At 48.0% G+C, this 21,240-nt stretch carries 19 protein-coding genes; 7 read left to right on the plus strand and 12 right to left on the minus strand.

Annotation, left to right across the window (positions count from 1 at the left end):
* Positions 1-151 precede the first annotated feature (151 nt).
* A complete protein-coding gene (locus BACPLE_RS15505; protein ID WP_007563675.1) occupies positions 152-427 on the minus strand; it encodes an HU family DNA-binding protein in 276 nt (91 codons plus the stop codon).
* A gap of 207 nt (positions 428-634) precedes the next feature.
* Here BACPLE_RS15505 and mutY point away from each other — a divergent pair, with 207 nt between their 5' ends.
* The 6 genes from mutY to BACPLE_RS15535 all read left to right on the plus strand — a co-directional run bounded on the left by mutY (position 635) and on the right by BACPLE_RS15535 (position 8,875).
* Positions 635-1,699 (plus strand): A/G-specific adenine glycosylase, encoded by a 1,065-nt coding sequence (gene mutY / locus BACPLE_RS15510; protein ID WP_040313335.1) that lies wholly within the window; start codon positions 635-637, stop codon positions 1,697-1,699.
* 4 nt (positions 1,700-1,703) lie between these two features.
* Entirely contained in the window at positions 1,704-2,129 is a 426-nt protein-coding gene (locus tag BACPLE_RS15515; protein ID WP_007563679.1) for a single-stranded DNA-binding protein, read from the plus strand.
* A 43-nt stretch (positions 2,130-2,172) separates the two neighbouring features.
* Positions 2,173-3,534 (plus strand): gliding motility-associated protein GldE, encoded by a 1,362-nt coding sequence (gene gldE / locus BACPLE_RS15520; protein WP_040313336.1) that lies wholly within the window; start codon positions 2,173-2,175, stop codon positions 3,532-3,534.
* Between the two features lie 2 nt (positions 3,535-3,536).
* On the plus strand, positions 3,537-4,199 hold the full coding sequence (locus BACPLE_RS15525) for a 4'-phosphopantetheinyl transferase family protein (RefSeq protein ID WP_007563682.1): 663 nt from the start codon (positions 3,537-3,539) through the stop codon (positions 4,197-4,199).
* Positions 4,200-4,221: 22 nt separating this feature from the next.
* Positions 4,222-7,218, plus strand: a complete 2,997-nt coding sequence (locus tag BACPLE_RS15530; protein ID WP_007563684.1) for an AsmA family protein — start codon at positions 4,222-4,224, stop codon at positions 7,216-7,218.
* Positions 7,219-7,318: 100 nt separating this feature from the next.
* Positions 7,319-8,875: a peptide MFS transporter gene (locus tag BACPLE_RS15535; RefSeq protein ID WP_007563685.1), complete on the plus strand. Its 1,557-nt coding sequence runs from the start codon at positions 7,319-7,321 to the stop codon at positions 8,873-8,875.
* Between the two features lie 312 nt (positions 8,876-9,187).
* Here the strand turns inward: BACPLE_RS15535 and BACPLE_RS15540 are convergent, their stop codons facing one another.
* From BACPLE_RS15540 to trpB, 10 genes are all read right to left on the minus strand, one after another.
* Positions 9,188-10,975 (minus strand): sensor histidine kinase, encoded by a 1,788-nt coding sequence (locus tag BACPLE_RS15540; protein ID WP_007563687.1) that lies wholly within the window; start codon positions 10,973-10,975, stop codon positions 9,188-9,190.
* A 17-nt stretch (positions 10,976-10,992) separates the two neighbouring features.
* The gene (locus BACPLE_RS15545) at positions 10,993-11,679 is read right to left on the minus strand and encodes a response regulator transcription factor (RefSeq protein WP_007563688.1); all 687 of its coding nucleotides are present in this window, start codon (positions 11,677-11,679) and stop codon (positions 10,993-10,995) included.
* A gap of 103 nt (positions 11,680-11,782) precedes the next feature.
* Complete coding sequence (locus BACPLE_RS15550; protein WP_007563690.1) at positions 11,783-12,832, minus strand: asparaginase; 1,050 nt, start codon at positions 12,830-12,832, stop codon at positions 11,783-11,785.
* A gap of 86 nt (positions 12,833-12,918) precedes the next feature.
* Positions 12,919-13,698, minus strand: a complete 780-nt coding sequence (trpA, locus tag BACPLE_RS15555) for a tryptophan synthase subunit alpha (protein ID WP_007563692.1) — start codon at positions 13,696-13,698, stop codon at positions 12,919-12,921.
* Between the two features lie 12 nt (positions 13,699-13,710).
* Entirely contained in the window at positions 13,711-14,334 is a 624-nt protein-coding gene (locus BACPLE_RS15560) for a phosphoribosylanthranilate isomerase (protein ID WP_007563694.1), read from the minus strand.
* Complete coding sequence (gene trpC, locus BACPLE_RS15565) at positions 14,331-15,119, minus strand: indole-3-glycerol phosphate synthase TrpC (RefSeq protein ID WP_007563696.1); 789 nt, start codon at positions 15,117-15,119, stop codon at positions 14,331-14,333. Before trpC ends, BACPLE_RS15560 begins: the two co-directional genes overlap by 4 nt.
* A 7-nt stretch (positions 15,120-15,126) precedes the next feature.
* A complete protein-coding gene (trpD, locus tag BACPLE_RS15570) occupies positions 15,127-16,122 on the minus strand; it encodes an anthranilate phosphoribosyltransferase (protein WP_007563698.1) in 996 nt (331 codons plus the stop codon).
* 42 nt (positions 16,123-16,164) lie between these two features.
* Complete coding sequence (locus BACPLE_RS15575) at positions 16,165-16,731, minus strand: anthranilate synthase component II (protein WP_007563700.1); 567 nt, start codon at positions 16,729-16,731, stop codon at positions 16,165-16,167.
* A gap of 6 nt (positions 16,732-16,737) precedes the next feature.
* Complete coding sequence (locus tag BACPLE_RS15580) at positions 16,738-18,138, minus strand: anthranilate synthase component I family protein (RefSeq protein WP_007563702.1); 1,401 nt, start codon at positions 18,136-18,138, stop codon at positions 16,738-16,740.
* Positions 18,139-18,150: 12 nt separating this feature from the next.
* Positions 18,151-19,347, minus strand: coding sequence for a tryptophan synthase subunit beta (trpB, locus tag BACPLE_RS15585; protein ID WP_007563704.1), 1,197 nt, complete (start codon positions 19,345-19,347; stop codon positions 18,151-18,153).
* 307 nt (positions 19,348-19,654) lie between these two features.
* Here trpB and BACPLE_RS15590 point away from each other — a divergent pair, with 307 nt between their 5' ends.
* Positions 19,655-20,365, plus strand: a complete 711-nt coding sequence (locus BACPLE_RS15590) for a DNA alkylation repair protein (protein WP_007563706.1) — start codon at positions 19,655-19,657, stop codon at positions 20,363-20,365.
* Positions 20,366-20,394: 29 nt separating this feature from the next.
* Here BACPLE_RS15590 and prmA read toward each other — a convergent pair whose 3' ends face one another.
* Positions 20,395-21,240 carry a 50S ribosomal protein L11 methyltransferase gene (gene prmA / locus BACPLE_RS15595; protein ID WP_007563708.1) on the minus strand — a complete coding sequence of 282 codons (846 nt, stop codon included), beginning with the start codon at positions 21,238-21,240 and terminating at the stop codon, positions 20,395-20,397.

Genomic DNA, 21,240 nt, shown 5'->3' on the forward strand with positions numbered 1-21,240 from the left:
TTGAAGTCGGACAGACTAACAATTATTTTTTGCTTTTATGTCTGTTCTTTCTTAGTCTTTTTTTACGTTTGTGTGTAGACATTTTATGTCTTTTTCTTTTCTTTCCGCTTGGCATAGCTTCAAAATTTTATGGGTTAATACTAAATGTTAATTATTTTTTTACTGATAGAGTAAATGTTTTTGCAGGTTTGAATGCCGGAATATTGTGTTCCGGAATAATAATGGTAGTGTTCTTAGAAATATTACGAGCAGTTTTCTGCGCTCTTTTCTTTACAATGAAACTACCGAAACCACGAAGGTAGACATTTTCATCTTTCGACAAAGATTCTTTTACTGATCCCATGAACGCCTCAAGGGTTGCCAATACTGTTGCCTTGTCAATACCTGTGTTCTTGGCAATTTCGTTTACAATATCTGCTTTAGTCATTTCGCTAATAATTATTGTTATACGTTATCTTAAATTTTTGGACTGCAAATATATAGCTTTTCTGTATCTTTCGAAAATTTCTTGAGAATATTTTTTTAGAAAACTCGTGCTTTTTTGAGGGTTACGAGTCTTTTATACAGCTGTATGACGTGGTTTTTCTGATATGTCGGGCAAATGTATTATTTTTGCAGCCAAATTATAGATTGGATGAATTTGTTTGCAACTACAATAATTGACTGGTACAAGGAGAACAAGCGTGACCTGCCTTGGCGTGACACCAAAGACCCTTATAAGATATGGATTTCGGAAATCATTCTTCAGCAGACCCGTGTGGTGCAGGGGTATGATTATTACTGCCGTTTTATGGAGCATTTTCCGGATGTAGAAACACTGGCAAAGGCTTCGGAAGACGAAGTGATGAAGTGCTGGCAAGGGCTGGGCTATTATTCGCGAGCCCGTAACTTGCACGAAGCTGCACGTACGATTGCCGAAAAAGGGGCTTTCCCCGTGCGTTATGAGGAAGTCCGGGCACTGAAAGGGGTGGGAGACTATACGGCTGCAGCCATTTGCTCTTTTGCCTACGACATGCCGTATGCGGTGGTCGACGGAAATGTGTATCGCGTATTGTCCAGATGGCTGGGCGTGGAAGAACCGATTGATACAGGAGCCGGAAAAAAGCTGTATGCTTCGCTGGCAGATGAAATGATGGATAAATCTCGTCCGGCATTGTATAATCAGGCCATCATGGATTTCGGAGCCTTGCAGTGTGTGCCGTCATCGCCTTCCTGCCTGTTCTGTCCGCTTTCAGACAGTTGCGTGGCCCTGCAAAAGAATTTAGTGGACAAACTTCCCTGGAAAGCTCGTAAAACGAAGGTGTTAGACCGTTATTTTTCTTATATTTACGTGCGTGCAGGCGTGCATACATTTATAAAAAGACGTGATGCCGGAGACATTTGGCAGAATCTGTACGAATTCCCGCTGATTGAAACGGAACAGGAAGTAGGAGAAGAAGAAATTTTCTCTCTTCCGGCATTCCGGGAACTGGTAGGTGACCGCTCCATACGTATGTTCCGCGTGGTATCGCCTGAGGTGAAACACGTGTTGTCGCACCGGGTAATCCATGCCCGATGCTATGAAGTGGAACTGGCAGAGGAGGATGCTGTCCTTTCTGGATTTCAGCGTGTTCTGATTGACGATTTGCATAAATTCCCCGTGTCGCGCTTGATATCTCGTTTTTTTTCGTTACTTTTGAAACCAAATTATAAAAAATAAAATTATGTCATTGAATAAAGTACAATTGATTGGAAATGTAGGGAAAGACCCTGAAGTAAGATATTTGGACAGTGGAGTGGCTGTGGCTACTTTCCCGCTGGCTACCACAGACCGTGCCTATACGCTGGCCAATGGTACGCAGGTGCCTGAACGTACGGAATGGCATAACATCGTGTTGTGGCGCGGACTGGCTGAAACAGCCGAAAAATATGTACACAAAGGCGATAAGCTGTACATCGAAGGAAAAATCCGCTCACGCTCATACGACGACCAGAATGGGGTGAAACGTTACGTGGTGGAAATTTTCGGTGACAATATGGAAATGCTGACTCCGCGCGCTGCCCAGCCTGCTGCTCCTGCACAACCACAGGCCGCTTCACCGGCTGCTGCTCAGCCTGAGAACAATCCTTCGGATGATTTGCCGTTTTAATCTCAGGCGGTCTTAAATTGATGTTTAACTACAGGTAGATAGAATGGACCCTGACTCGTGTTTGCTCCGCTGGACGGAGCTTTGTAACGGAATTACCGTAATGCCCCTTTCGTTAGGGGCTGCTTTTGCTTTGCTGCTGGCCCTTATGTTGTTATATACTTCGGGCTTCGTTTCTGCTTCTGAAATAGCTTTCTTTTCGTTGTCTCCTTCTGATTTGAACGATATAGAGGAGGAGAATCACCCTTCTGACTCCAAAATCAAGGCTTTACTGGAGGATTCAGAGCGCCTGCTGGCCACTATTCTGATTTCGAATAACTTTGTCAATGTGACCATCATTATGCTGTTGAACTATGTGTTTGCCAGTGTGATTGATTTTGGAGAAGCAAAGATTCTGGAATTCTTGATTGTAACGGTCGTATTGACCTTCCTGTTGTTGCTGTTCGGCGAAATTATGCCGAAAATTTATTCGGCACAGCACACTTTACCTTTTGCCCGTAAGGCTGCTCCCGTAGTGACGGTTTTGCGCACCGTATTTTGGCCTATTTCTTCATTGCTGGTCCGGTCTTCTTTCTTTATCAACCGTTTTTCACAGAAGCGGAAAGTCCGGAATTTGTCGGTTAATGAACTTTCTCAGGCATTGGAATTGACAGATATTCAGGAAACACCGGAAGAAAACAATATGCTGGAGGGAATCATCCGTTTTGGAGAAGAAACCGCGAAGGAAGTAATGACTTCCCGTCTGGATATTGTGGATTTGGAAATACATTCTACTTTTTCTGAGGTTCTGAAGTGTATCAATGAGAACGGATATTCGCGTATTCCGGTGTATGAAGAAACGCGTGACCAGATTAAAGGTATATTGTATATCAAGGATTTGCTTCCTTATTTGGACAAAGGTGAGGACTTCAAGTGGCAGAACCTGATTCGTCCTGCCTTGTTTGTACCTGAAAATAAGATGATTGGCGATTTGCTGCGTGATTTTCAGGCGAACAAGATTCATATTGCTGTAGTGGTGGATGAATTTGGAGGTACGTCGGGTATCGTGACGATGGAGGACATTATCGAGGAGATTGTCGGAGAAATCAATGACGAATACGATGAGGAAGAACGCACGTACGTGAAACTGACGGAAAACGTGTATGTGTTCGAAGGAAAGACTCTGCTGTCGGATTTTTATAAGATTATCAAGGATAGTGAGGAGGTATTTGAGGATGTTTCTGGGGATGCGGATTCACTGGCCGGCCTTTTGCTGGAGCTGAAGGGAGAGTTCCCCGCATTGCATGAGATTATCAATTACCAGAATTACCGTTTTGAAATTCTGGAGATGACTTCGCGTCGTATCCAGAAGGTGAAAGTGACCATCTTGCCTGTGGCTCAGGAAGAAGACGAGTCGAAGGAGAAGTAAGTATGCCGCTGCTGAAGACTTGGACGGAGGAGAATGGCAGATGGGGAATCTGGCAGGTGACGGAAACGATGGAGGAACTTTGTGCCTGTCTGTCGGACGATGTGGTGCGGCAGGAACTTGAAGGCCTGAAGGCTTCTTCCCGGAAATTGGAATACCTGGCAGTCCGTGTGCTGCTGAGAACGATGTTGGGGAAAGAAGTGCGGATTGGACATGAACCTTCCGGAAAGCCGTTTCTGACAGGAGGGGAGTATCATGTATCTATTTCTCATACGAAGGGATATGTGGCAGTCGGTTTACATGAGTCTGCCCAGCCCGGCATTGATATTGAGGCTTATGGCGAGCGGGTACGAAAAGTAGAATCTCGCTTTATCAGAGAAGACGAGATGCCGGAAAGAGTACGGATGGAGTCGCGTGAAGAACTGTATCAGTTGCTCTTGCACTGGTCGGCCAAGGAAACCATGTACAAAGTACTGGATATGGCAGAAGTGGATTTCCTGCAACACTTGAAAGTGTGTCCTTTTAAATTGTCTTCCTCCGGAACCTTTGCTGGTGAATCATATAGGAAAGCGGACAAGGCCCGTTTCCTGATTCATTACCTGATACATCCTGAGTTTGTCTGTACCTATTGCCTCAATACCGAGACTCGTAGAACAAACAACGGATGAGTTTGTTTATGAAAGAAAAAAGATGAACAAGAAATTACGTAAAACAATTCGGCTGACGGCCATTTCGTTAGGAGCGTTACTGACTGTATTCTTGTTGGCCGTAACCATCGTGGTGAATTTTATTTTTACACCGGAAAAGCTGACGCCGGTGGTGTTGAATGTGGCCAATCAGTCATTGAATGCCCGTTTGCAGATGAAAAGTGTGGAGCTGACTTTTTTTTCCACCTTTCCGCGCTTCGGACTGAAGGTGACGGATGGGGTGTTGGTGTCTAAAGCCATTAATGACACGTTGTGGCAGAAGACCGATTCACTGGTTTCTTTCAAGAAGTGTGTGGTAGTGGTGAATCCGGTGGATTATCTGCTGCATGATAAAATCAGCCTGCGCTATCTGGGACTGGAGGATGCGTCGGTATATGCCTTCAAGAACAAGGAAGGAAAAAGCAACTGGGACATCGTAAAGAGTACGGAAGAGACAGTAGAAGAGGATACCACATCGCAGAAGCCTCAGATTCAGGAAATAGACATTAACCGTGTGGCCTTGAAGCGTACGAACGTGACGTTCGACGACAGGGATACAAGGGTATATGCTCGTGTGCAGAACCTGAACATGAATCTGAAAGCTTCTTTGAAGAAAGATTATTCCATGCTGGCACTGGAGTATGACAACGAGAATCTGCTCTTCTGGCAGGACGGACAGCTATTGGTGAATCACCTGGCTGTAGGACTGAATGCGGATATGCAACTGGACCGTGTTTCCCGACGACTTACGCTGAAGGATACGGGGCTGACATTGAATGGAATAGCCCTCGACTTGTCGGGTACTCTCGGGCGGGATACGATTGGCGGACCGACCTTGGTAGATTTGACCTATAAGTTGCATGCCCCGTCGCTGGAAACCGTGTTTAATATGATTCCGGAGAGTGTGCTGAAGCGTCAGGAACTTACTGCCAAAGGGGAGGTTACGTTAGAAGGAACCTTGAAAGGACATTATGGCAAACAGCAGATGCCGGAAGCCACACTTCACATGAGCATTAACCAGGCCTCGGCGAAGTATGCCGATTTACCCTACGGTATTGACGACCTGACAGCGGAATTCAGCGGGTACGTTGATTTCATGCGCCGAAAGCCCTCGTATGCCGATTTGAAGATATTCCGTTTCAAGGGAGCTCACACCGATATATTGGCCGACGGAAAAGTGGACGATTTGTTGGGCGACCCTGACATCACTTTCCATACCCGTTCGGAAATAGACCTTACGGCACTGGCCAAGACTTTCCCCTTGCAGGAGGGAGTGTCGATAGGCGGCCGGGTGGGAGCCGATTTCCGTTTGCATTGTCGCTTGTCGACTATTCAGAAACAAGACTGGGGGCGTGTCCGCTTGAAAGGAAAGCTGGATATGCAGGACATGTTCTTGCGCGATACCAAGAAGAATTTTGAATTTACCAGCCAGGCCGCTCTCCGTTTCATTGGAGAAGACAATCTTGCCGCACAAATGGACATTCGCAAGGCTTCCTTGCGTACTGCGGCTATTTCTGCCGATTTGGATGAATTGAATGCTACTGTCCGGTCTACGAATCCGCAGGATACGACCCGCCTGATTGACGTGGAATGTAAATTGCAGATGAGTCGCCTGAAAGGAGAAATGGGCGATTCGTTGAAGGTGTTCAGCAAAAAGGCAAAGGCTTCCTTGCACCTGCAACCGGGTAAACTGAATCCGGCCATGCCGAATATAAAGGTGGCCTTGGAGACCGATACTCTCTTCTGCCGTATGGGCGATATGAAAATGGGCATGGATAAGGGAGGCTTTAACTTGACGGCTGAAAAGGTACGCGATTCAGTATGGCTTCCCAAAGGAATTGTCGGATTCAACCGACTGACTTTAAGAACCCCTGAACTGGCTTTGCCGGTGAGAATGCGAAAAACGGCCGTAACGGTAGGCGATAGAGTTATCACCTTGAAAAATGCCAGCATGCGTATCGGACGTTCCAACTTGACGGCAAGCGGATCGGTTTACGGCCTGTATGCGGCAATGAAGAAAGGAAAAATGCTGAAGGCCAACCTGGAAATCGCTTCCCGCAACCTCGATTGCAACCAGTTGATTAATGCACTGAATTTCCCGCAGGATACGCTTCAGGCAGAGACCGACACGGTATCGTCGGCAGAACCGATGCAGTTGTTTGTCATTCCGAAGAACATTGATTTCGAGTTGAAGACCAACCTGAAAAAGGTGACTTACGGAAATATGGTGTTTGAAAATGTGCAAGGAGCGGTAGACATTCGCAATCAGGCGGTTTATCTGAAAAAGCTGACCATGCGCGGACTGGAAGCAGACCTGGAAACCACGTTGGTATATCGTGCCCGAAGGAAAACAAGAGGCTATGCCGGTTTTGATTTCCGTTTGCGCAAGGTAAATATCGGTAAGTTGGTCGATTTCATTCCTTCGCTTGATACGATTGTGCCGATGCTCCGTTCCTTCAAGGGAATGGTCGATTTTGATGCTACGGCTGAAGCAGTGCTCGATTCCAACCTGAACGTGAAGATTCCAAGTCTGAAAGCGGCCATGCACATTAAAGGCGACAGTCTGGTTCTGATGGATGGAGAAACCTTTGCCGAAATATCCAAAACATTGATGTTCAAGAACAAGAAACGGAATGTGTTCGACAGTATTTCGGTGAACCTGACCGTGCAGGACGGCAATGTGACGGTATACCCGTTCTTACTTCAGATAGACCGTTACAAGGCGGCTGTGGGAGGAACCCAGGGTTTGGACATGAACTTTAACTATCACATCTCTGTGCTGAAATCACCGTTGCCGTTCAAGGCGGGAGTGAACATTACCGGAAACCTGGACAAGATGAAAATCCGTATCGGCAAGGCGAAGTATAAAGATGCAGTTACGCCTGTGGAAATCCGGAAAGTGGACAGCACGCGTGTGAACATGGGACAGGAGATTATTCATAGCTTTGAACGCGTGATAAGCCGTACGTACAGAGGAAAACTTCCGCAAGGTGCTGAGTGAGGTAAGTTTGCATATTTATCTGAATAATTGTATATTTGCGAACGAGAGACAGAATTTATACGAGTATTAACACTATTAATTATTAAAATCTTCATTATTTATGTTTAACAAGCATCCTAAAGGTCTGATACCGGCTGCACTTTCTAACATGGGGGAGCGTTTTGGCTACTACATCATGAATGCCGTACTGGTATTGTTTCTTTGTTCTAAATTTGGTATAAGTGAGGAAAAAAGTACACTTATCTATTCATTCTTTTATGCAGGTATTTATCTGTTAAGTCTTGTGGGGGGGCTGATTGCCGACAGAAAGCAGAATTATAAAGGTACAATCATGGCCGGTCTCGTGGTCATGGCTGTTGGATATATTGCATTATCTATTCCTATTACTGCCAATGCAGGCAATACATCATGGTTGCTTACACTTACTTGTATTGCTTTGTTCTTCATCGCATTTGGTAACGGTTTGTTTAAGGGAAACCTTCAGGCCATTGTAGGTCAGATGTACGATGACCTTGAAGCAGAGGCTGCAAAGAAGGGGGAAAAAGAACTGATTGAAGCCAAGAGCAAGAGAGATTCTGGATTCCAGATATTTTATGTATTTATCAATATTGGTGGACTTATCGCTCCGTTTATCGCTCCTTTGTTGAGAAGCTGGTGGCTGAGTGCACACAATATGGTCTACAATGCGGGTCTTCCTGCTCTGTGTCATGAATATATAGCAAAAGGTGCAGACGGTATGTCGGCTGAGGCTATGGGTAACTTGAATCAGCTGATGTCACAGTGTGTGGGTGAAACTTCCGATATGGCTGCTTCTTGCGCACAGTATTTGCAGGTATTTAATGAAGGTATTCATTATTCATTTGTTGCATCTGTTGCCGCAATGCTTATTTCTTTGATTATCTTCTTTGTGACCAAGAGTCAGTTCCCAAATCCGGGGAAAAAGGAAGCAGCAGCTGCTGTTACTTATACAGCTGAAGAAAAGGCTGCCATGGCTAAGGAAATCAAACAGCGTCTTTACGCCTTGTTTGCAGTGCTTGGCGTGGTTATTTTCTTTTGGTTCTCATTCCATCAGAACGGTACTTCACTTTCACTCTTTGCGAGAGACTTCGTTGATACATCTACAATTGCTCCGGAAATATGGCAGGCAGTGAATCCTTTCTTTGTAATCACATTGACTCCGGTCATCATGATGATTTTCGGTTCTCTTTCAAGAAGAGGCAAGGAGATTTCTACTCCGCGTAAGATTGCCATCGGTATGCTCATTGCAGGTTTGGCTTATCTCTTCTTGTCTGCATATTCACTCATTATGGGTTATCCTTCTGCTGCAGAATATCGAGAACTTCCTATTGACCAGCAGGTAAAGGCAGGTGCATGGGTGTTGATTGTTCTTTACTTCCTGCTTACGGTAGCCGAGTTGTTTATCTCTCCGCTTGGATTGTCATTCGTTTCGAAGGTGGCTCCAAAGCATCTTCTGGGACTTTGTCAGGGATTGTGGCTTGGTGCAACAGCTGTAGGTAATCTTCTGTTGTGGATTGGTCCTCTTATGTATAACGCCATTCCTATTGGATATTGCTGGGCTATTTTCATGATTGTATGCCTCATTTCAATGGGAGTCATGCTGTTCATGGTAAAATGGCTGGAACGTGTAGCAAAATAAATTTCTCGAAATAGAATTTACTTGTGGAATCCCTCATGCGGTTGCATGGGGGATTTTTTATGCCTGTTTGAGAGAGGTGTATCCCTTTCTTCCAAACGTAAGTGCGTTCAGCCTGAAACGTCCTTGCGTTTGAAGTGAAATGTAAGGGCGTTTGAAGTCAAACGCAAAGGTGTTTCATATCAAACGTACTTGTGTTATTTTTAGTTTGGCAGCAGAATTCTAACAAAAATGGGCTGACCTCACAAATGAAGTCAGCCCTTATCTTATGTTTGCTCTAAAAAATATCAGATGATAGCCTCATGAAGTAACGCTTTATCCTTGTATATCCTTCTTCAGTGTGAAGACAAATTCCAGTCCTCCCTTCGGCATGTTCTTGGCGAAGATGGTTCCGCCATGGAACAACACGGCGTTCTTCACGATGGCCAGTCCCAAACCTGTACCTCCTAATTTCCGTGAACGTCCCTTGTCTACCCGATAGAAGCGTTCGAACAGTCGGTTCAGGTGCTCTTCGGGTACTCCCACGCCGGTATCAGAGAAACTGAAATAGTAGAATTTCTCATCCTCGCGGAAGCAGTTGATGGTGATTTGTATGTCATTACCCGCATAGGCTATGGCATTGTCGGTCAGGTTGCGGAAGATAGAGTAGAGCAGCGAGCTGCTTCCAGTCAGTATGACTTCCGACGGGAGCTTGTTCACCACAGTGATATGCTTTTCTTCCAGACCGAGTGCCACCTCGTTCAAAATGTTTTCTACAATCTTGCTCAGGTTTACCTGTTCCTTTTCTACCAGTTCCGGTGCCTCGTCCATTCGGGTCAGCACAGAGATATCGCGTAGCAGGAAGGTCAGGCGGTTGCTCTGGGCATAGCTTCTTTCCAGGAAGACACGGACATTTTCTTGCGGAATGTTCGGGTTGCTGATAATGGTTTCCAGGTATCCCTGAATGCTGCTGACGGGCGTTTTCAGCTCATGGGCGATGTTCTGTGTCAGCTGGCGTTTCAGGCGGGCCTGTTCTTCTTCTTGGGTAATATCGTTGATGGATATTTCGAACGACATATCTTGAAAGATGATACACTCCAAGGTGAACGAGCGAGCGTTCTTGTTGAGGTGCATGGCATACCGCTTTTCCTCTTTGCTGAAATTGCCTTCGTTTCGGTTTAAGAACTCAATGATGGGCTGCAGTTCCGGAATGTCGAAAATTTCATTGGTAGAACGCAGATTACGGTCGGATATGTTGTTGATGTATTGCGTAAACAGGTTGTTGACCAGGATTTCCTGCCGTTCTTTGGTAAAGACACCTAATCCTTCGTGTGAGGTCTGAAGGTGCGAAATCAATTTCTCACGCTCAATGTAGAGAGCTTCTTTCGCCCGGTGCAGGCGTTTGTATATCTTAATGATGTGTTGTGAAATCTCTCCCAGTTCGTTCTTGGGGAACGTTTGCAGGATGTCCATGTCAATCGGTTCGTTCCGGTCGGCCTTCATGGCAAACTGTTGCAGTTTGGTGATGGACTTTCCCAGCTTCCTAGTAAAACGGTAGAAGATGAAAATCAGTACCAGACAGATAATCAGCGCAAACCATAGGTAGCCGGAGTCAGCTTGCAAGTGTTCTGCCAGACTCAGGTTGTAGGGAAGGGCAGACCGTATGATGATGCGGTAGGGGGGATAATAACGTGCGGAATAAAAATATTCCTCTCCCTGAATGCTTTCCGACTGGCGGCTGATGGAATAGCCGCTTCCATACATGAGTGCGTCTTGCACTTCCTTGCGTGAAGAGTGGTTGGCAAAGCTTTTCCAGTTAGCATTTGTATTGTCGTACACGACTTTCCCCGACGGCTCAATAAGCGTCACCCGCAGATTCGGCATCATGTGAGTCGTCACATAGCTCTGCATGGAGTCAGAGTTGACCCCATGATGATCGGCCAGAAAGTCGCACAGCTGGTTGTTATAGTTTTGCAACTGCGTATTCAGTAATTCTATTTTGTAAGCCTTTTCGCGTTTGTATTGAAACAGCATGAAGCATACTGCATATCCCAGAAAAAGGAATATGACAGAAAGAAACAGCCTCTGACTGAAAGGGAGGATGCGATAAGAAAATTTTGTCATGATTGTGCCACCGTAATTTATTCACATTCGAAACAGTATCCATAACCGAGACGGGTTACGATACAAGCACCGTATTCACCGATTTTCTTGCGAAGGCGAGTGATATTCACATCAATCGTACGGTCGAGCACGTACACTTCATCGTGCCATACTTTCGCCAGAATGTCTTCGCGGGAGAATACGCGTCCCTGGTTCTGCAACAGGAGCAGAAGTATTTCAAATTCTTTTTTCGTTAATGAAATTTCCTCGTTGTTGATGGTTACTTTCTTCTTCGGAATGTTGACAGACAATCCTTTATAAATCAGCTGTTCGGGCACCTGAGTCTGTACGCCGGCTGTGCGTCGTAACACGGCCTTTACTCTCATGATGACTTCACGCAGAGAGAAAGGCTTTGAAATATAGTCGTCCGCTCCCAGGTTGAATCCGGTCAGCGTATCGTTCTCCGTATCCTTTGCAGTGATGAAAATGATAGGAATATTCTGTGTATCCTTGTTCTTTTTCATCATGCTGGCCATTTTGAATCCGGAAATTTCTCCCATCATCACGTCCAGCAGTATCAGGTTGTAACGTGGCAATTCAAGTTTCAAGGCTTCTTCGGCGGAATTGGCAGTATCTACCATGTATCCTTCCATTTCGAGATTGAACTTTAGAATCTCGCACAAGTCTTCTTCATCGTCTACAACTAAAATCCGGTAATCGTTCATGCGTATTTTCTATTAATTAATACAAAATTCAATGTGATTTAGTTTTCGTTACAAAGATGACCCTTTCTTGTTTCGTCCTTATGAAATAGATGTTACATTTAGGTTACAACACGGGCTTGGTAAACTCTCCGGCTATGGAACGGTTCATTTCGCAGCGTATTTCTTTGGGAGTAAGCCCGTGGCCGAGCAGGAACATCAGCTTGGTGAGCACGCTTTCCACGGTGGCATCATATCCGCTGATGACGCCCGCATCGAGCAGGTGCAGACCGGTTTCGTAACGTGCCATTTCTACCATACCCGTCTGGCATTGTGAAATGTTGACGATGACGATTCCCTTTGCCGTAGCTTCTGCCAGCAAGTGAATGAACCAGGGCTTCTGGGGCGCATTTCCGGAGCCGTACGTCTTGAGCACTACTGCTTTCAGACCGGGTGTGTTGAGTACCGTGCGCACGATGTTTTCCTGAATACCCGGGAAAAGTGTCAGGATAATCACATTCGTGTCGAAGACATAGTGTGCATGCATGGGCAGGTTGGGATCCACCTTCCGGATACGGTCGTATTCGTACTTGATGTGGATACCGGCCGTGGCCAGTGCCGGATAATTGTAAGAACGGAACGCGTTGAAGTTTTCTGCATTAATCTTGGTTGTACGGTTTCCGCGCAACAGGTGGTTCTCAAAGAAAATGCAGACTTCCGGTACTACGGCAGTTCCGTCCGGATGTTTCGCTGCGGCTATTTCGATAGAAGTAATCAGATTTTCCTTTCCGTCTGTACGTAGCACACCGATGGGCAGCTGGCTTCCGGTAAGGATGACCGGTTTGCTCAGGTTCTCCAGCATGAAGCTCAGTGCGGAAGCGGTATAAGCCATGGTGTCCGTGCCGTGCAGAATCACGAACCCGTCGAAGTTATCGTAGTTATATTGGATGATTTTGACCAGTTTGGCCCACAAGGCCGGCTCCATGTCCGAGGAGTCGATAGGAGGGTTAAACTGGTAAGAGGAAATGCGGTAGTTGAACCGTTTCAGTTCCGGTACGTTCTCCTGAAGTTGGTCAAAGTTAAATGCCTCCAAGGCACCGGTTTCCGGATTTTCAATCATACCGATTGTACCTCCAGTGTAGATGAGTAATACGGAAGGATAATCTGGTTTTATCATTTGATGCTTCGTTTAGTTTGGCACAAAGATAGCAAAAATATGCTTTGACTGAAAGAATAAGCCGCTAAAAATAGCAGAATGATTAATTATCCTTCGTTTTTTAGCATTTCCAACAGTTTGTCGATGGCCTTTCCGGCATCCTTTTCCTCCTCGAGCAAGGTCACGAATTTGCTCCCGATGATGCATCCGGAGGCGTATGCCGCTGCCGATTCGTAAGTGGATTTGTTGGAGATTCCGAACCCGATCATCCGTGGGTTTCGCAACTGCATTTGCTTGATACGCTGGAAGTAAGCCTGCTTCTGTGCATTGAATTCCTTTTGTGCTCCCGTCACGGCCGCAGAAGATACCATATAGATGAATCCGTCGGTATGCGCGTCGATTTGCCGGATGCGTTCTTCGCTGGTTTCCGGCGTGATGAGCATAATCACGTGGATGCCGTATTGTTGTGCAATGGGGCGATAGCTTTCCAGGTAATCCTTATAAGGAAGGTCGGGAATAATCACGCCATCGATGCCGCATGCCTGACATTGCCGGCAGAAATCCTCGAAACCATACTGCATGATGGGGTTCAGGTAGCCCATCAGTACCAGCGGAATGCGGACATCTGTACGGATTTGTTCCAGCTGGCCGAAGAGCTTGCGGAGCGTCATGCCGTTGCGCAGGGCTTGTGTGGCTGCGTGCTGAATGACGGGGCCGTCGGCCATCGGGTCGCTGAACGGGATACCGATTTCAATCATCTGTACTCCTTTCCGCTCTAAAGTGCGGATGACTTCGGCAGTACCTTCCAAGGTCGGGGTACCTGCACAGAAATAAATGGAAAGCACGTGGTCTTTATGTGTCTGGAATAATTGGTCAATGCGATTCATATCAGTAAGTTTTTAGAGGTTGTACTTGTTTTGTTTGAAAGAGTAAATAAAGTCAGAGAGGGCAGCCGCATCTTTCAGGCCGGGAGCCTGTTCAAAGCCGCTGTTCAGGTCGATGCCAGCCCAGCGGGGATGGCTGAATTTCAGTAATGCATCCAGGCTTTCAGGCTTCAGTCCTCCGCTTAACAGGAAAGGCGTCTCGCCGTGATAGTGCGTCAGGATTTCCCAGTCGAAGCTTTTGCCGGAGCCTCCGTATCCGTTGCAGGGAGTGTCGAACAGAAAATAGTCGCAGCAGGTGGCATAACTTTCCGTTGCTAGCAGGTCGCCAGGAGTATGCAAGGAGAAGGCCTTGATGACGCGTAGGCCGATCTGTTGCACTTCCCGGCAAAACTCCGGCGATTCCTTTCCGTGAAGCTGAACGAAATCCAGTTGCCATACCGTCACTCTTTCCCGGATTCGCGGAAGGGAAGCATTGACAAACACTCCCACTTTCTGCACCGACTCTGGCAGGTATTCCGGTACGCCCGGTACATAGCGGGGAGAACCTTCATAGTCGATGAATCCCATCCAGTCGGCCCCTGTTTGCTCCACCTGACGGATGTTCTCCGCCACCCTCATGCCGCACACTTTGACAATCATAAGGCAAGAGCTTGAAGAAAGTCCGACAAAGCCTTTTCCGGTGAAGGCGTTTTCATGAAAGTTTCTCCCATCAGAAATCCCCTGAAACCGGCTTCACGCAATTGCCTGAACGTGTCGGGTTGCGAGATGCCGCTTTCGGATACCCACAGCAGTTCCTTCGGCAATTTCCGGGCCAGGCGGAACGAATTCTCCACATCCGTATGAAATGTGCCTAAGTTCCGGTTGTTGACCCCAATCAGGTCTACATGCTCGTGCAGGTAGTCGAGTTCCTTTTCCGTGTGTATCTCCAGCAGGACCTCCATCTCTAACTGATGGGCCAATTTTCCCAGGGCTTTACATTCGTCTACGGTCAGGGCGGCTGCAATCAGAAGCACCACATCTGCACCGGCCAGCTTGGCTTGATATAGCTGGTAGGGACTGACGATAAAATCTTTTCGTAGCACCGGAAGGTGTGTCAGTGGGCGGGCGGCTTGCAAATCTTTCAGGTTGCCGCCAAAGAATTTCGGGTCGGTCAGTACGGAGATGCCGGAAGCACCAGCACGCTCATAGCCGGGGACGATGACGGTCGGGTCTGCCTGTGGAGCAATATCTCCTTTTGACGGGGAGCGTCGTTTGAATTCCGCAATGATGCCCGAGGGCGATGCAGCCAGTGCCTGCTTCAGGCTTTTTGACGGACGTGGAGTACCCAACTGCTGGATGAGGAAGTCTTGAGATACAGCTTCTTCCTGAAGGGCAATTTCTGTGCGCTTATGGGCCACAATGGTATGTAAGATATCAGTAGTCATCGTTTGTTTATTGGTTAAGAGTAAGGAACTTGTGTAGAGTAGCTAGGGCTTTTCCGCTTTCGAGCGATTCTTTGGCCAGTGCCACGCATTCTTCTATTTTCTTTTGAGGCTCCAGTGCCTGGATGGCAAACGAGGCATTAATCAGCACACAGTCGGTCTGTGCCTTGCTGCCCTCATTATGCAGCACCCGGTCGAAAATGGCGGCCGCCTCTTCCGGGGTGTTTCCTCCGTAAAGTTCTTCCTGGCGTGCCATGGAAAAACCTAATTCCGAAGGACGATAGATGGTTTCGTAACGGTTGGTCATCACCTTGAACTCGTCGGTCAGCGAGATTTCATCGTATCCGTCCAGGTTGTTGACCACGGCAAACTGGATGCCGAGCTTCTGGAGCGTGTTGGTGTAAAGCCGCATCTGTGGGAGGTCGGCCACTCCTAACAACTGGCAGGCCGGATGGCAGGGGTTGACCAGCGGACCTAATAAATTAAATAAGGTACGTACGCCTAATGCCTTCCGCACGGGAGCCACGGTTTTCAGGGCCGGATGGAAGAGGGGAGCGTGCAGGTAAGCCATGCCGCATTGTTCGATGGAACGTTTCAGTTTGTCTGCGTCGTTTGTGAATTTTACGCCGTAGTGTTCCATGACGTTGCTGGCTCCGCTCACCGAAGTGGCTCCGTAGTTTCCGTGCTTGGCTACCCGGTAACCGGCTCCGGCCACGACAAAGCAGGCACATGTGGAGATGTTGAAGGTGTTTTTTCCGTCTCCTCCGGTACCCACGATGTCAATGGGATGAAATTCATGCAAGTCGACAGGTACGCAGGCCTGGAGCAGGGCATCGCGGAAGCCGACCAGTTCGTCCACCTTGACTCCGCGCATCTGGAAGGCGGCAAGCAGGGCGGCTGTCTGTGCTTCATTCATCTCACCACCGGTCATTCTCTGCATCAGCGTGCAGGCTTCTTCGCGTGTCAGCTCTTCGTGGTGGAATATCCGTTTCAGTATTTGTTTCATATTGTGTATCTAAGTTTTATGAGTGAGAAAATAGGGTTTTCTTTATTGATGGTGTATCCAGTTGCCCAGCATCTGTTTCCCTTCGGGGGTGAGAACGGATTCCGGATGAAACTGTACGCCTCGCACATCGAGTGTGCGGTGACGGAGTGCCATGATGTATCCTTCTTCACTTACGGCGGTTACCTCCAGGCAATCCGGGAAATCTTTTTGGTCGACTACCCAGGAATGATACCTTCCTACCTGTACGGTAGAGGGAAGTCCTTCGAACAGATAGTCCGTCGCAGTCAGGCTGACGGGACTTTGTATGCCGTGGAACACCTCATCCAGGTTGGTCAGCTTTCCTCCGTACACTTCGCCGATGGCTTGTTCGCCCAGGCAGACTCCCAATATCGGTTTCTTTCCGGCGTACCTGCGGATGACATCCAGCAGCAGGCCGGCTTCTTCCGGAACACCGGGACCGGGCGACAGCAGAATCTTGTCGAATTCCTCCAGTTCCTCCAGCCGGAACTGGTCGTTGCGTTTCACGGTGACTTCTGCTCCTAACTCTTTTATCGCATGACTCAGGTTGTACACAAATGAGTCGTAGTTATCGATGATGACAATTTTCATGGTGTGTTATATTTTTTCGGCCAGGAGAATGGCTTTTTTCAATGCTCCCAACTTGTTGTTTACTTCTTGTAGTTCATTGTTCTCGTCACTTTTGGCTACGATGCCCCCTCCGGCTTGGAACCAAAGCTCGTTGTTACGGCTCACGAAGGTGCGGATGGTGATGGCCTGGTTCAAATCGCCGTTCAGCCCGATGAAGCCGATGCAACCTCCGTAAGCCCCTCGGTTGTGCGGCTCTATTTCACTGATGAGCTGCATGGCCTTTACCTTGGGAGCCCCACTGAGTGTACCGGCCGGAAAAGTATCGATGAACGTTTTAATCGGGTCGGTTTCCTTGTCCAGTGTGCCGCTTACCCTGCTCACCAGGTGAATTACATGGCTGTAGTATTGCGGCTGTTTGTAGAATTCCACGTGCGTGTCGTGGCAATTCCGGCTCAAGTCATTCCGTGCCAGGTCTACCAGCATCACGTGTTCGGCATTCTCCTTCGGGTCGGCCAGCAGGGCTTCGGTCAGTGCGGCATCCGTCTTTCTGTCTCCACTTCTGCGGGTAGTGCCGGCAATGGGGTCGATGGTGGCCTTTCCCGCTTCAATCTTGCAATGCGTTTCGGGAGAGGAACCGAAAATCCGGAAACCGCCGAAATCAAAATAGAACAGGTAAGGCGAAGGATTGATGCTTCTCAATGCCCGGTAGAGGGTGAAATCATCGCCCTCATAGCGCTGGATGAAACGACGGGAAAGCACAATCTGAAACACGTCGCCTCTTTTGCAGTGGGCAATACCCTTGCGGATATTGGCCTTGTGCTCCTCGTCGGTCAGCGTACTGGTGGTGTCGCCCGTCGCCCGAAATGCGTAGGTGGTGTAGTTGCGGTTCAGTACCGCCTTCTCCACTTCGTCAATGTGGCTCGGCTCGTCGTTGCCCTGCAACTCCACCAACACCATCTCGCTCTGGAAGTCGTTGAACACAATCAGGTACTTGTAGAGAATGTAGAGAATCTCCGGCGCATCGTTCTTCGGGTCGCTGCTGTCTTTCACCGGAATCTGTTCGAAATAGCGGACGGCATTGAACGTGGTGTAGCCGTACACTCCTCCGTAGCGGGCATATTCTCCTTCCACCTGAAACTGTCTCAGGAAATACTGGAAAGCATCTTCCACCTGGAACTCGGGAGTGAGCGGACGTTCTTCACGGCTTTTGTCCGGAAAGACCGTGGTCACGATTCCGTGGTTTACGGAGAAACTGGCAATGGGGTTCAGTCCGATAAAAGAGCGGTTGTTTTCCACTCCGTGATAATCGGAACTTTCCAGCAGAATACTTTGCGGAAACAGGTCGCGCACCTTCAGGTACGTGCTCACAGGCGTATGCAAGTCGCCGGGCAGCGTTTTGTAGTGGGTGGTATAAGCAAATTTTTTCATGGCTTTTCTCGTTTAAAAAATTTCAGGGTTGTTTTTGTATTTCAGATAAGTGTCAATGTCTTTGTCACCTCTTCCCGACACGGTCAGCACCACGATGTCCGAGGGCTGGAACTTCACTTTCTCCAGTGCTCCTAAGGCATGGGCCGACTCCAGTGCCGGAATGATGCCTTCCAGTCGTGTCAGTTCGAAGGCAGCCCGCAGGGCTTCATCGTCATTGACTGCCAGCACGGTAGCTCTTTTCTGTGCGGCTAAGTTGGCATGCATGGGACCGATGCCGGGGTAATCCAGTCCGGCCGAAACGGAATACGGTTCCAGGATCTGTCCGTCCTCGTCCTGCATGACCAGGGTTTTGGAACCATGAATGATGCCCAGCCGGCCCAGCTGGATGGTAGCAGCCGACAATCCCGTTTCCACTCCCTTTCCTCCGGCTTCCGCTAAGATAATTTTCACCCGTTCATCGTCCAGGTAGTGATAGATGGTTCCGGCAGCATTGCTTCCTCCTCCCACGCAGGCCATCAGGTAGTCCGGATAGTCACGTCCTTCGTGTTCCATCAGTTGCTTTTTGATTTCTTTGCTGATGACCGACTGCAAGCGGGCTACCATGTCGGGGTAAGGATGAGGCCCCACCGTGGAACCAATCACATAGTATGTGTCCGCCGGATGGCAGCACCAGTCGCGTATGGCTTCGTTGGTAGCATCCTTCAGGGTCATGTTGCCCGAAGTCACGGCTTCCACTCTGGCCCCCAGCATCTGCATGCGTTCCACGTTTACCCGTTGCCGTTCTACGTCGGTCTTTCCCATGTAGACCACACATTCCATTCCCATCAGGGCACATACCGTAGCCGTGGCCACTCCGTGCTGTCCGGCTCCTGTTTCGGCGATAATGCGTTTCTTGCCCATTCTCCGAGCCAGAAGTACCTGACCGATGGCGTTGTTGATTTTGTGCGCTCCCGTATGGTTCAGGTCCTCCCGTTTCAGGTAAATCTTGCATCCGTATTTTTCTGACAAGCGTTGAGCAAGGTAAAGTGGTGAAGGACGTCCTACGTAGTCCTTGAGTAACGCATTATATTCTTTCTGGAATCCTTCATCTGCCAGCACCTTGCGGTAGGCATTGCGTAATTCTTCCACACAGCGATGGAGAATTTCCGGTATGTAGGCTCCACCAAAATCTCCATAAAATCCTTCCTGGTTTACTTGATAAGTTTTCATGAGTGTACTTGTATTAGGGGTGAAAAACAAAAAGGGCCGTCGTAAAGTTACGACAGCCCTTCTGTGATACTATTACTATTGAGGTATATACATGCGACTGAGTTCCCTTACGACCTTTGGAGTTGTAAGCGGCGCCACCAGAAGAATGTATTTACCGTAGAAAGATTCATAATGTTATTTTTCTTGTTTTTTTATTGTTTCACTCGCAAAGGTAACCATTAATATGAAAACGCCAAACAAATGGATGGAAATTTTTCAATTTTTCCTATCTTTGTTCCACATTTTAAATCTTGCTATATAATAAGGTATGGAAGAGTTTCGACTGGACGGTCTGACCGTCAAAGAACATCTGCTGATACTGGCGGAAGAGGGAAACCGCAAGTTTACCGAGGGACTTCACCCGGGGGTGGAACATGTGTTGGGCATTCGTTTGCCGGCGTTGCGGAAACTGGCTGCAAGGATTGCCAAGGCAGACTGGGAGCGCTACTTTGACACAGCCGATGGGTTTTATATGGAAGAACGCATGTTGCAAGGCATGGTGTTGGGATGCATCCGCCCCGACGAGGATGTGGAAGTCTATCTTCACCGTGTGACACGTTTTGTGTGGATTATCAACAGCTGGTCGGTGTGCGATACGTTTAAGTTTGGAGGAGGAAAAGCTTTTATCCGCCGTAACGAGGCGCGGCTTTGGGAATACCTGAAAGAATGGATGAAAGCATCGGGTGAATATGAGGTACGTTTCGGCGTAGTGATGGGAATGAGTTATTTCTTGGATGAAGCTCACCTGGATGAGTACCTTTCTCTGCTCGACGGGATTCGTCATGAGGGATATTATGTGCGCATGGCTGTGGCCTGGGCACTTTCATTCTGTTTTGTCAAGTTTCCGGAACAGACCATGGCTTTTCTGCGCCATTGCCATCTGGACGATTTTACTTTCCGTAAGACTATTCAGAAAATCGGTGAGTCTTACCGTGTGAGTGAAGACATGAAAAAGGCTGTCAAGGCATTGAAGCGCTGACAGCCTTTGCTGTTATTTAGACAGCTTGCTTATTTCATGATAAATTTCACGGCAGCCCAGTTGTGCTTTTCGCGGTGATGCACGTATTCCATGCCCAGACTCTCTGCTTTTTCGCGCAGCACCGGAATGTCTTCCGTATAGAATCCGCTGATGTACAGTTCCGAACCTTTCTTCATGCAAGCCGCATAAGCCGGCATGTCCTGCAGCAGAATGTTGCGGTTGATATTGGCTATCACTACATCAAAAGGTTCCCGTCCGTTCAGCAGGGAAGCATCTCCCAGTTCTACGGTGATATTGGAAATGCCGTTCAGGGCAATGTTGTCGCGCGAGTTGTTCACACACCAGTCGTCAATGTCGATGGCAGTCACCTTACCGGCTCCTCTCATGCTGGCCAGAATGGCCAGGATAGATGTGCCGCATCCCATGTCGAGCACCGATTTGCCTTTCAGGTCAGCTTCCAGCAGTTCTCCTAAGATAGAGCTGGTGGTTTCATGGTGTCCGGTACCGAAAGCCATCTGCGGATTGATGACGATGTCGTATTCGGCCTTCGGGTAATCCTTGTGGAAGGTACTGTGAATCACGCAGCGGTTGTCGATGACGATGGGCTGGAAGAAATTCTTCTCCCATTCCTCGTTCCAGTTCTTGTCTTCCGGCTCCGTGATGGAATAACTGATGCTTGCGCCGGGTATCGGAAAATCTTCTACCACTTGCTGGAGTGCAGCTTCGTCAAACTGGCTCTGCTGGATGTAGGCCTTCATGCCGTTTTCACATTCCACGAAACTTTCAAAACCGATGTCGGCTGTCAGTCCCGATAATACATCTGTGATAGTTTCATTGCACGGCTGTGCGGTAAAGGTCACTTCAAAATATTTCAT

Source organism: Phocaeicola plebeius DSM 17135, assembly GCF_000187895.1.
Lineage (GTDB): Bacteria > Bacteroidota > Bacteroidia > Bacteroidales > Bacteroidaceae > Phocaeicola > Phocaeicola plebeius.

What these genes read in the sequence shown, in the direction of transcription:
- BACPLE_RS15540 (WP_007563687.1), bottom strand. Translation starts at nt 10,975, where the DNA reads ATGACAAAATTTTCTTATCGCATCCTCCCTTTCAGTCAGAGGCTGTTT.
- BACPLE_RS15550 (WP_007563690.1), bottom strand. Translation starts at nt 12,832, where the DNA reads ATGATAAAACCAGATTATCCTTCCGTATTACTCATCTACACTGGAGGT.
- BACPLE_RS15560 (WP_007563694.1), bottom strand. Translation starts at nt 14,334, where the DNA reads ATGATTGTCAAAGTGTGCGGCATGAGGGTGGCGGAGAACATCCGTCAG.
- trpA (WP_007563692.1), bottom strand. Translation starts at nt 13,698, where the DNA reads ATGAATCGCATTGACCAATTATTCCAGACACATAAAGACCACGTGCTT.
- mutY (WP_040313335.1), top strand. Translation starts at nt 635, where the DNA reads ATGAATTTGTTTGCAACTACAATAATTGACTGGTACAAGGAGAACAAG.
- prmA (WP_007563708.1), bottom strand. Translation starts at nt 21,240, where the DNA reads ATGAAATATTTTGAAGTGACCTTTACCGCACAGCCGTGCAATGAAACT.
- BACPLE_RS15515 (WP_007563679.1), top strand. Translation starts at nt 1,704, where the DNA reads ATGTCATTGAATAAAGTACAATTGATTGGAAATGTAGGGAAAGACCCT.
- BACPLE_RS15530 (WP_007563684.1), top strand. Translation starts at nt 4,222, where the DNA reads ATGAACAAGAAATTACGTAAAACAATTCGGCTGACGGCCATTTCGTTA.
- BACPLE_RS15590 (WP_007563706.1), top strand. Translation starts at nt 19,655, where the DNA reads ATGGAAGAGTTTCGACTGGACGGTCTGACCGTCAAAGAACATCTGCTG.
- trpB (WP_007563704.1), bottom strand. Translation starts at nt 19,347, where the DNA reads ATGAAAACTTATCAAGTAAACCAGGAAGGATTTTATGGAGATTTTGGT.
- trpD (WP_007563698.1), bottom strand. Translation starts at nt 16,122, where the DNA reads ATGAAACAAATACTGAAACGGATATTCCACCACGAAGAGCTGACACGC.
- BACPLE_RS15535 (WP_007563685.1), top strand. Translation starts at nt 7,319, where the DNA reads ATGTTTAACAAGCATCCTAAAGGTCTGATACCGGCTGCACTTTCTAAC.
- BACPLE_RS15580 (WP_007563702.1), bottom strand. Translation starts at nt 18,138, where the DNA reads ATGAAAAAATTTGCTTATACCACCCACTACAAAACGCTGCCCGGCGAC.
- BACPLE_RS15575 (WP_007563700.1), bottom strand. Translation starts at nt 16,731, where the DNA reads ATGAAAATTGTCATCATCGATAACTACGACTCATTTGTGTACAACCTG.
- BACPLE_RS15545 (WP_007563688.1), bottom strand. Translation starts at nt 11,679, where the DNA reads ATGAACGATTACCGGATTTTAGTTGTAGACGATGAAGAAGACTTGTGC.
- BACPLE_RS15505 (WP_007563675.1), bottom strand. Translation starts at nt 427, where the DNA reads ATGACTAAAGCAGATATTGTAAACGAAATTGCCAAGAACACAGGTATT.
- BACPLE_RS15525 (WP_007563682.1), top strand. Translation starts at nt 3,537, where the DNA reads ATGCCGCTGCTGAAGACTTGGACGGAGGAGAATGGCAGATGGGGAATC.
- trpC (WP_007563696.1), bottom strand. Translation starts at nt 15,119, where the DNA reads ATGACTACTGATATCTTACATACCATTGTGGCCCATAAGCGCACAGAA.
- gldE (WP_040313336.1), top strand. Translation starts at nt 2,173, where the DNA reads ATGGACCCTGACTCGTGTTTGCTCCGCTGGACGGAGCTTTGTAACGGA.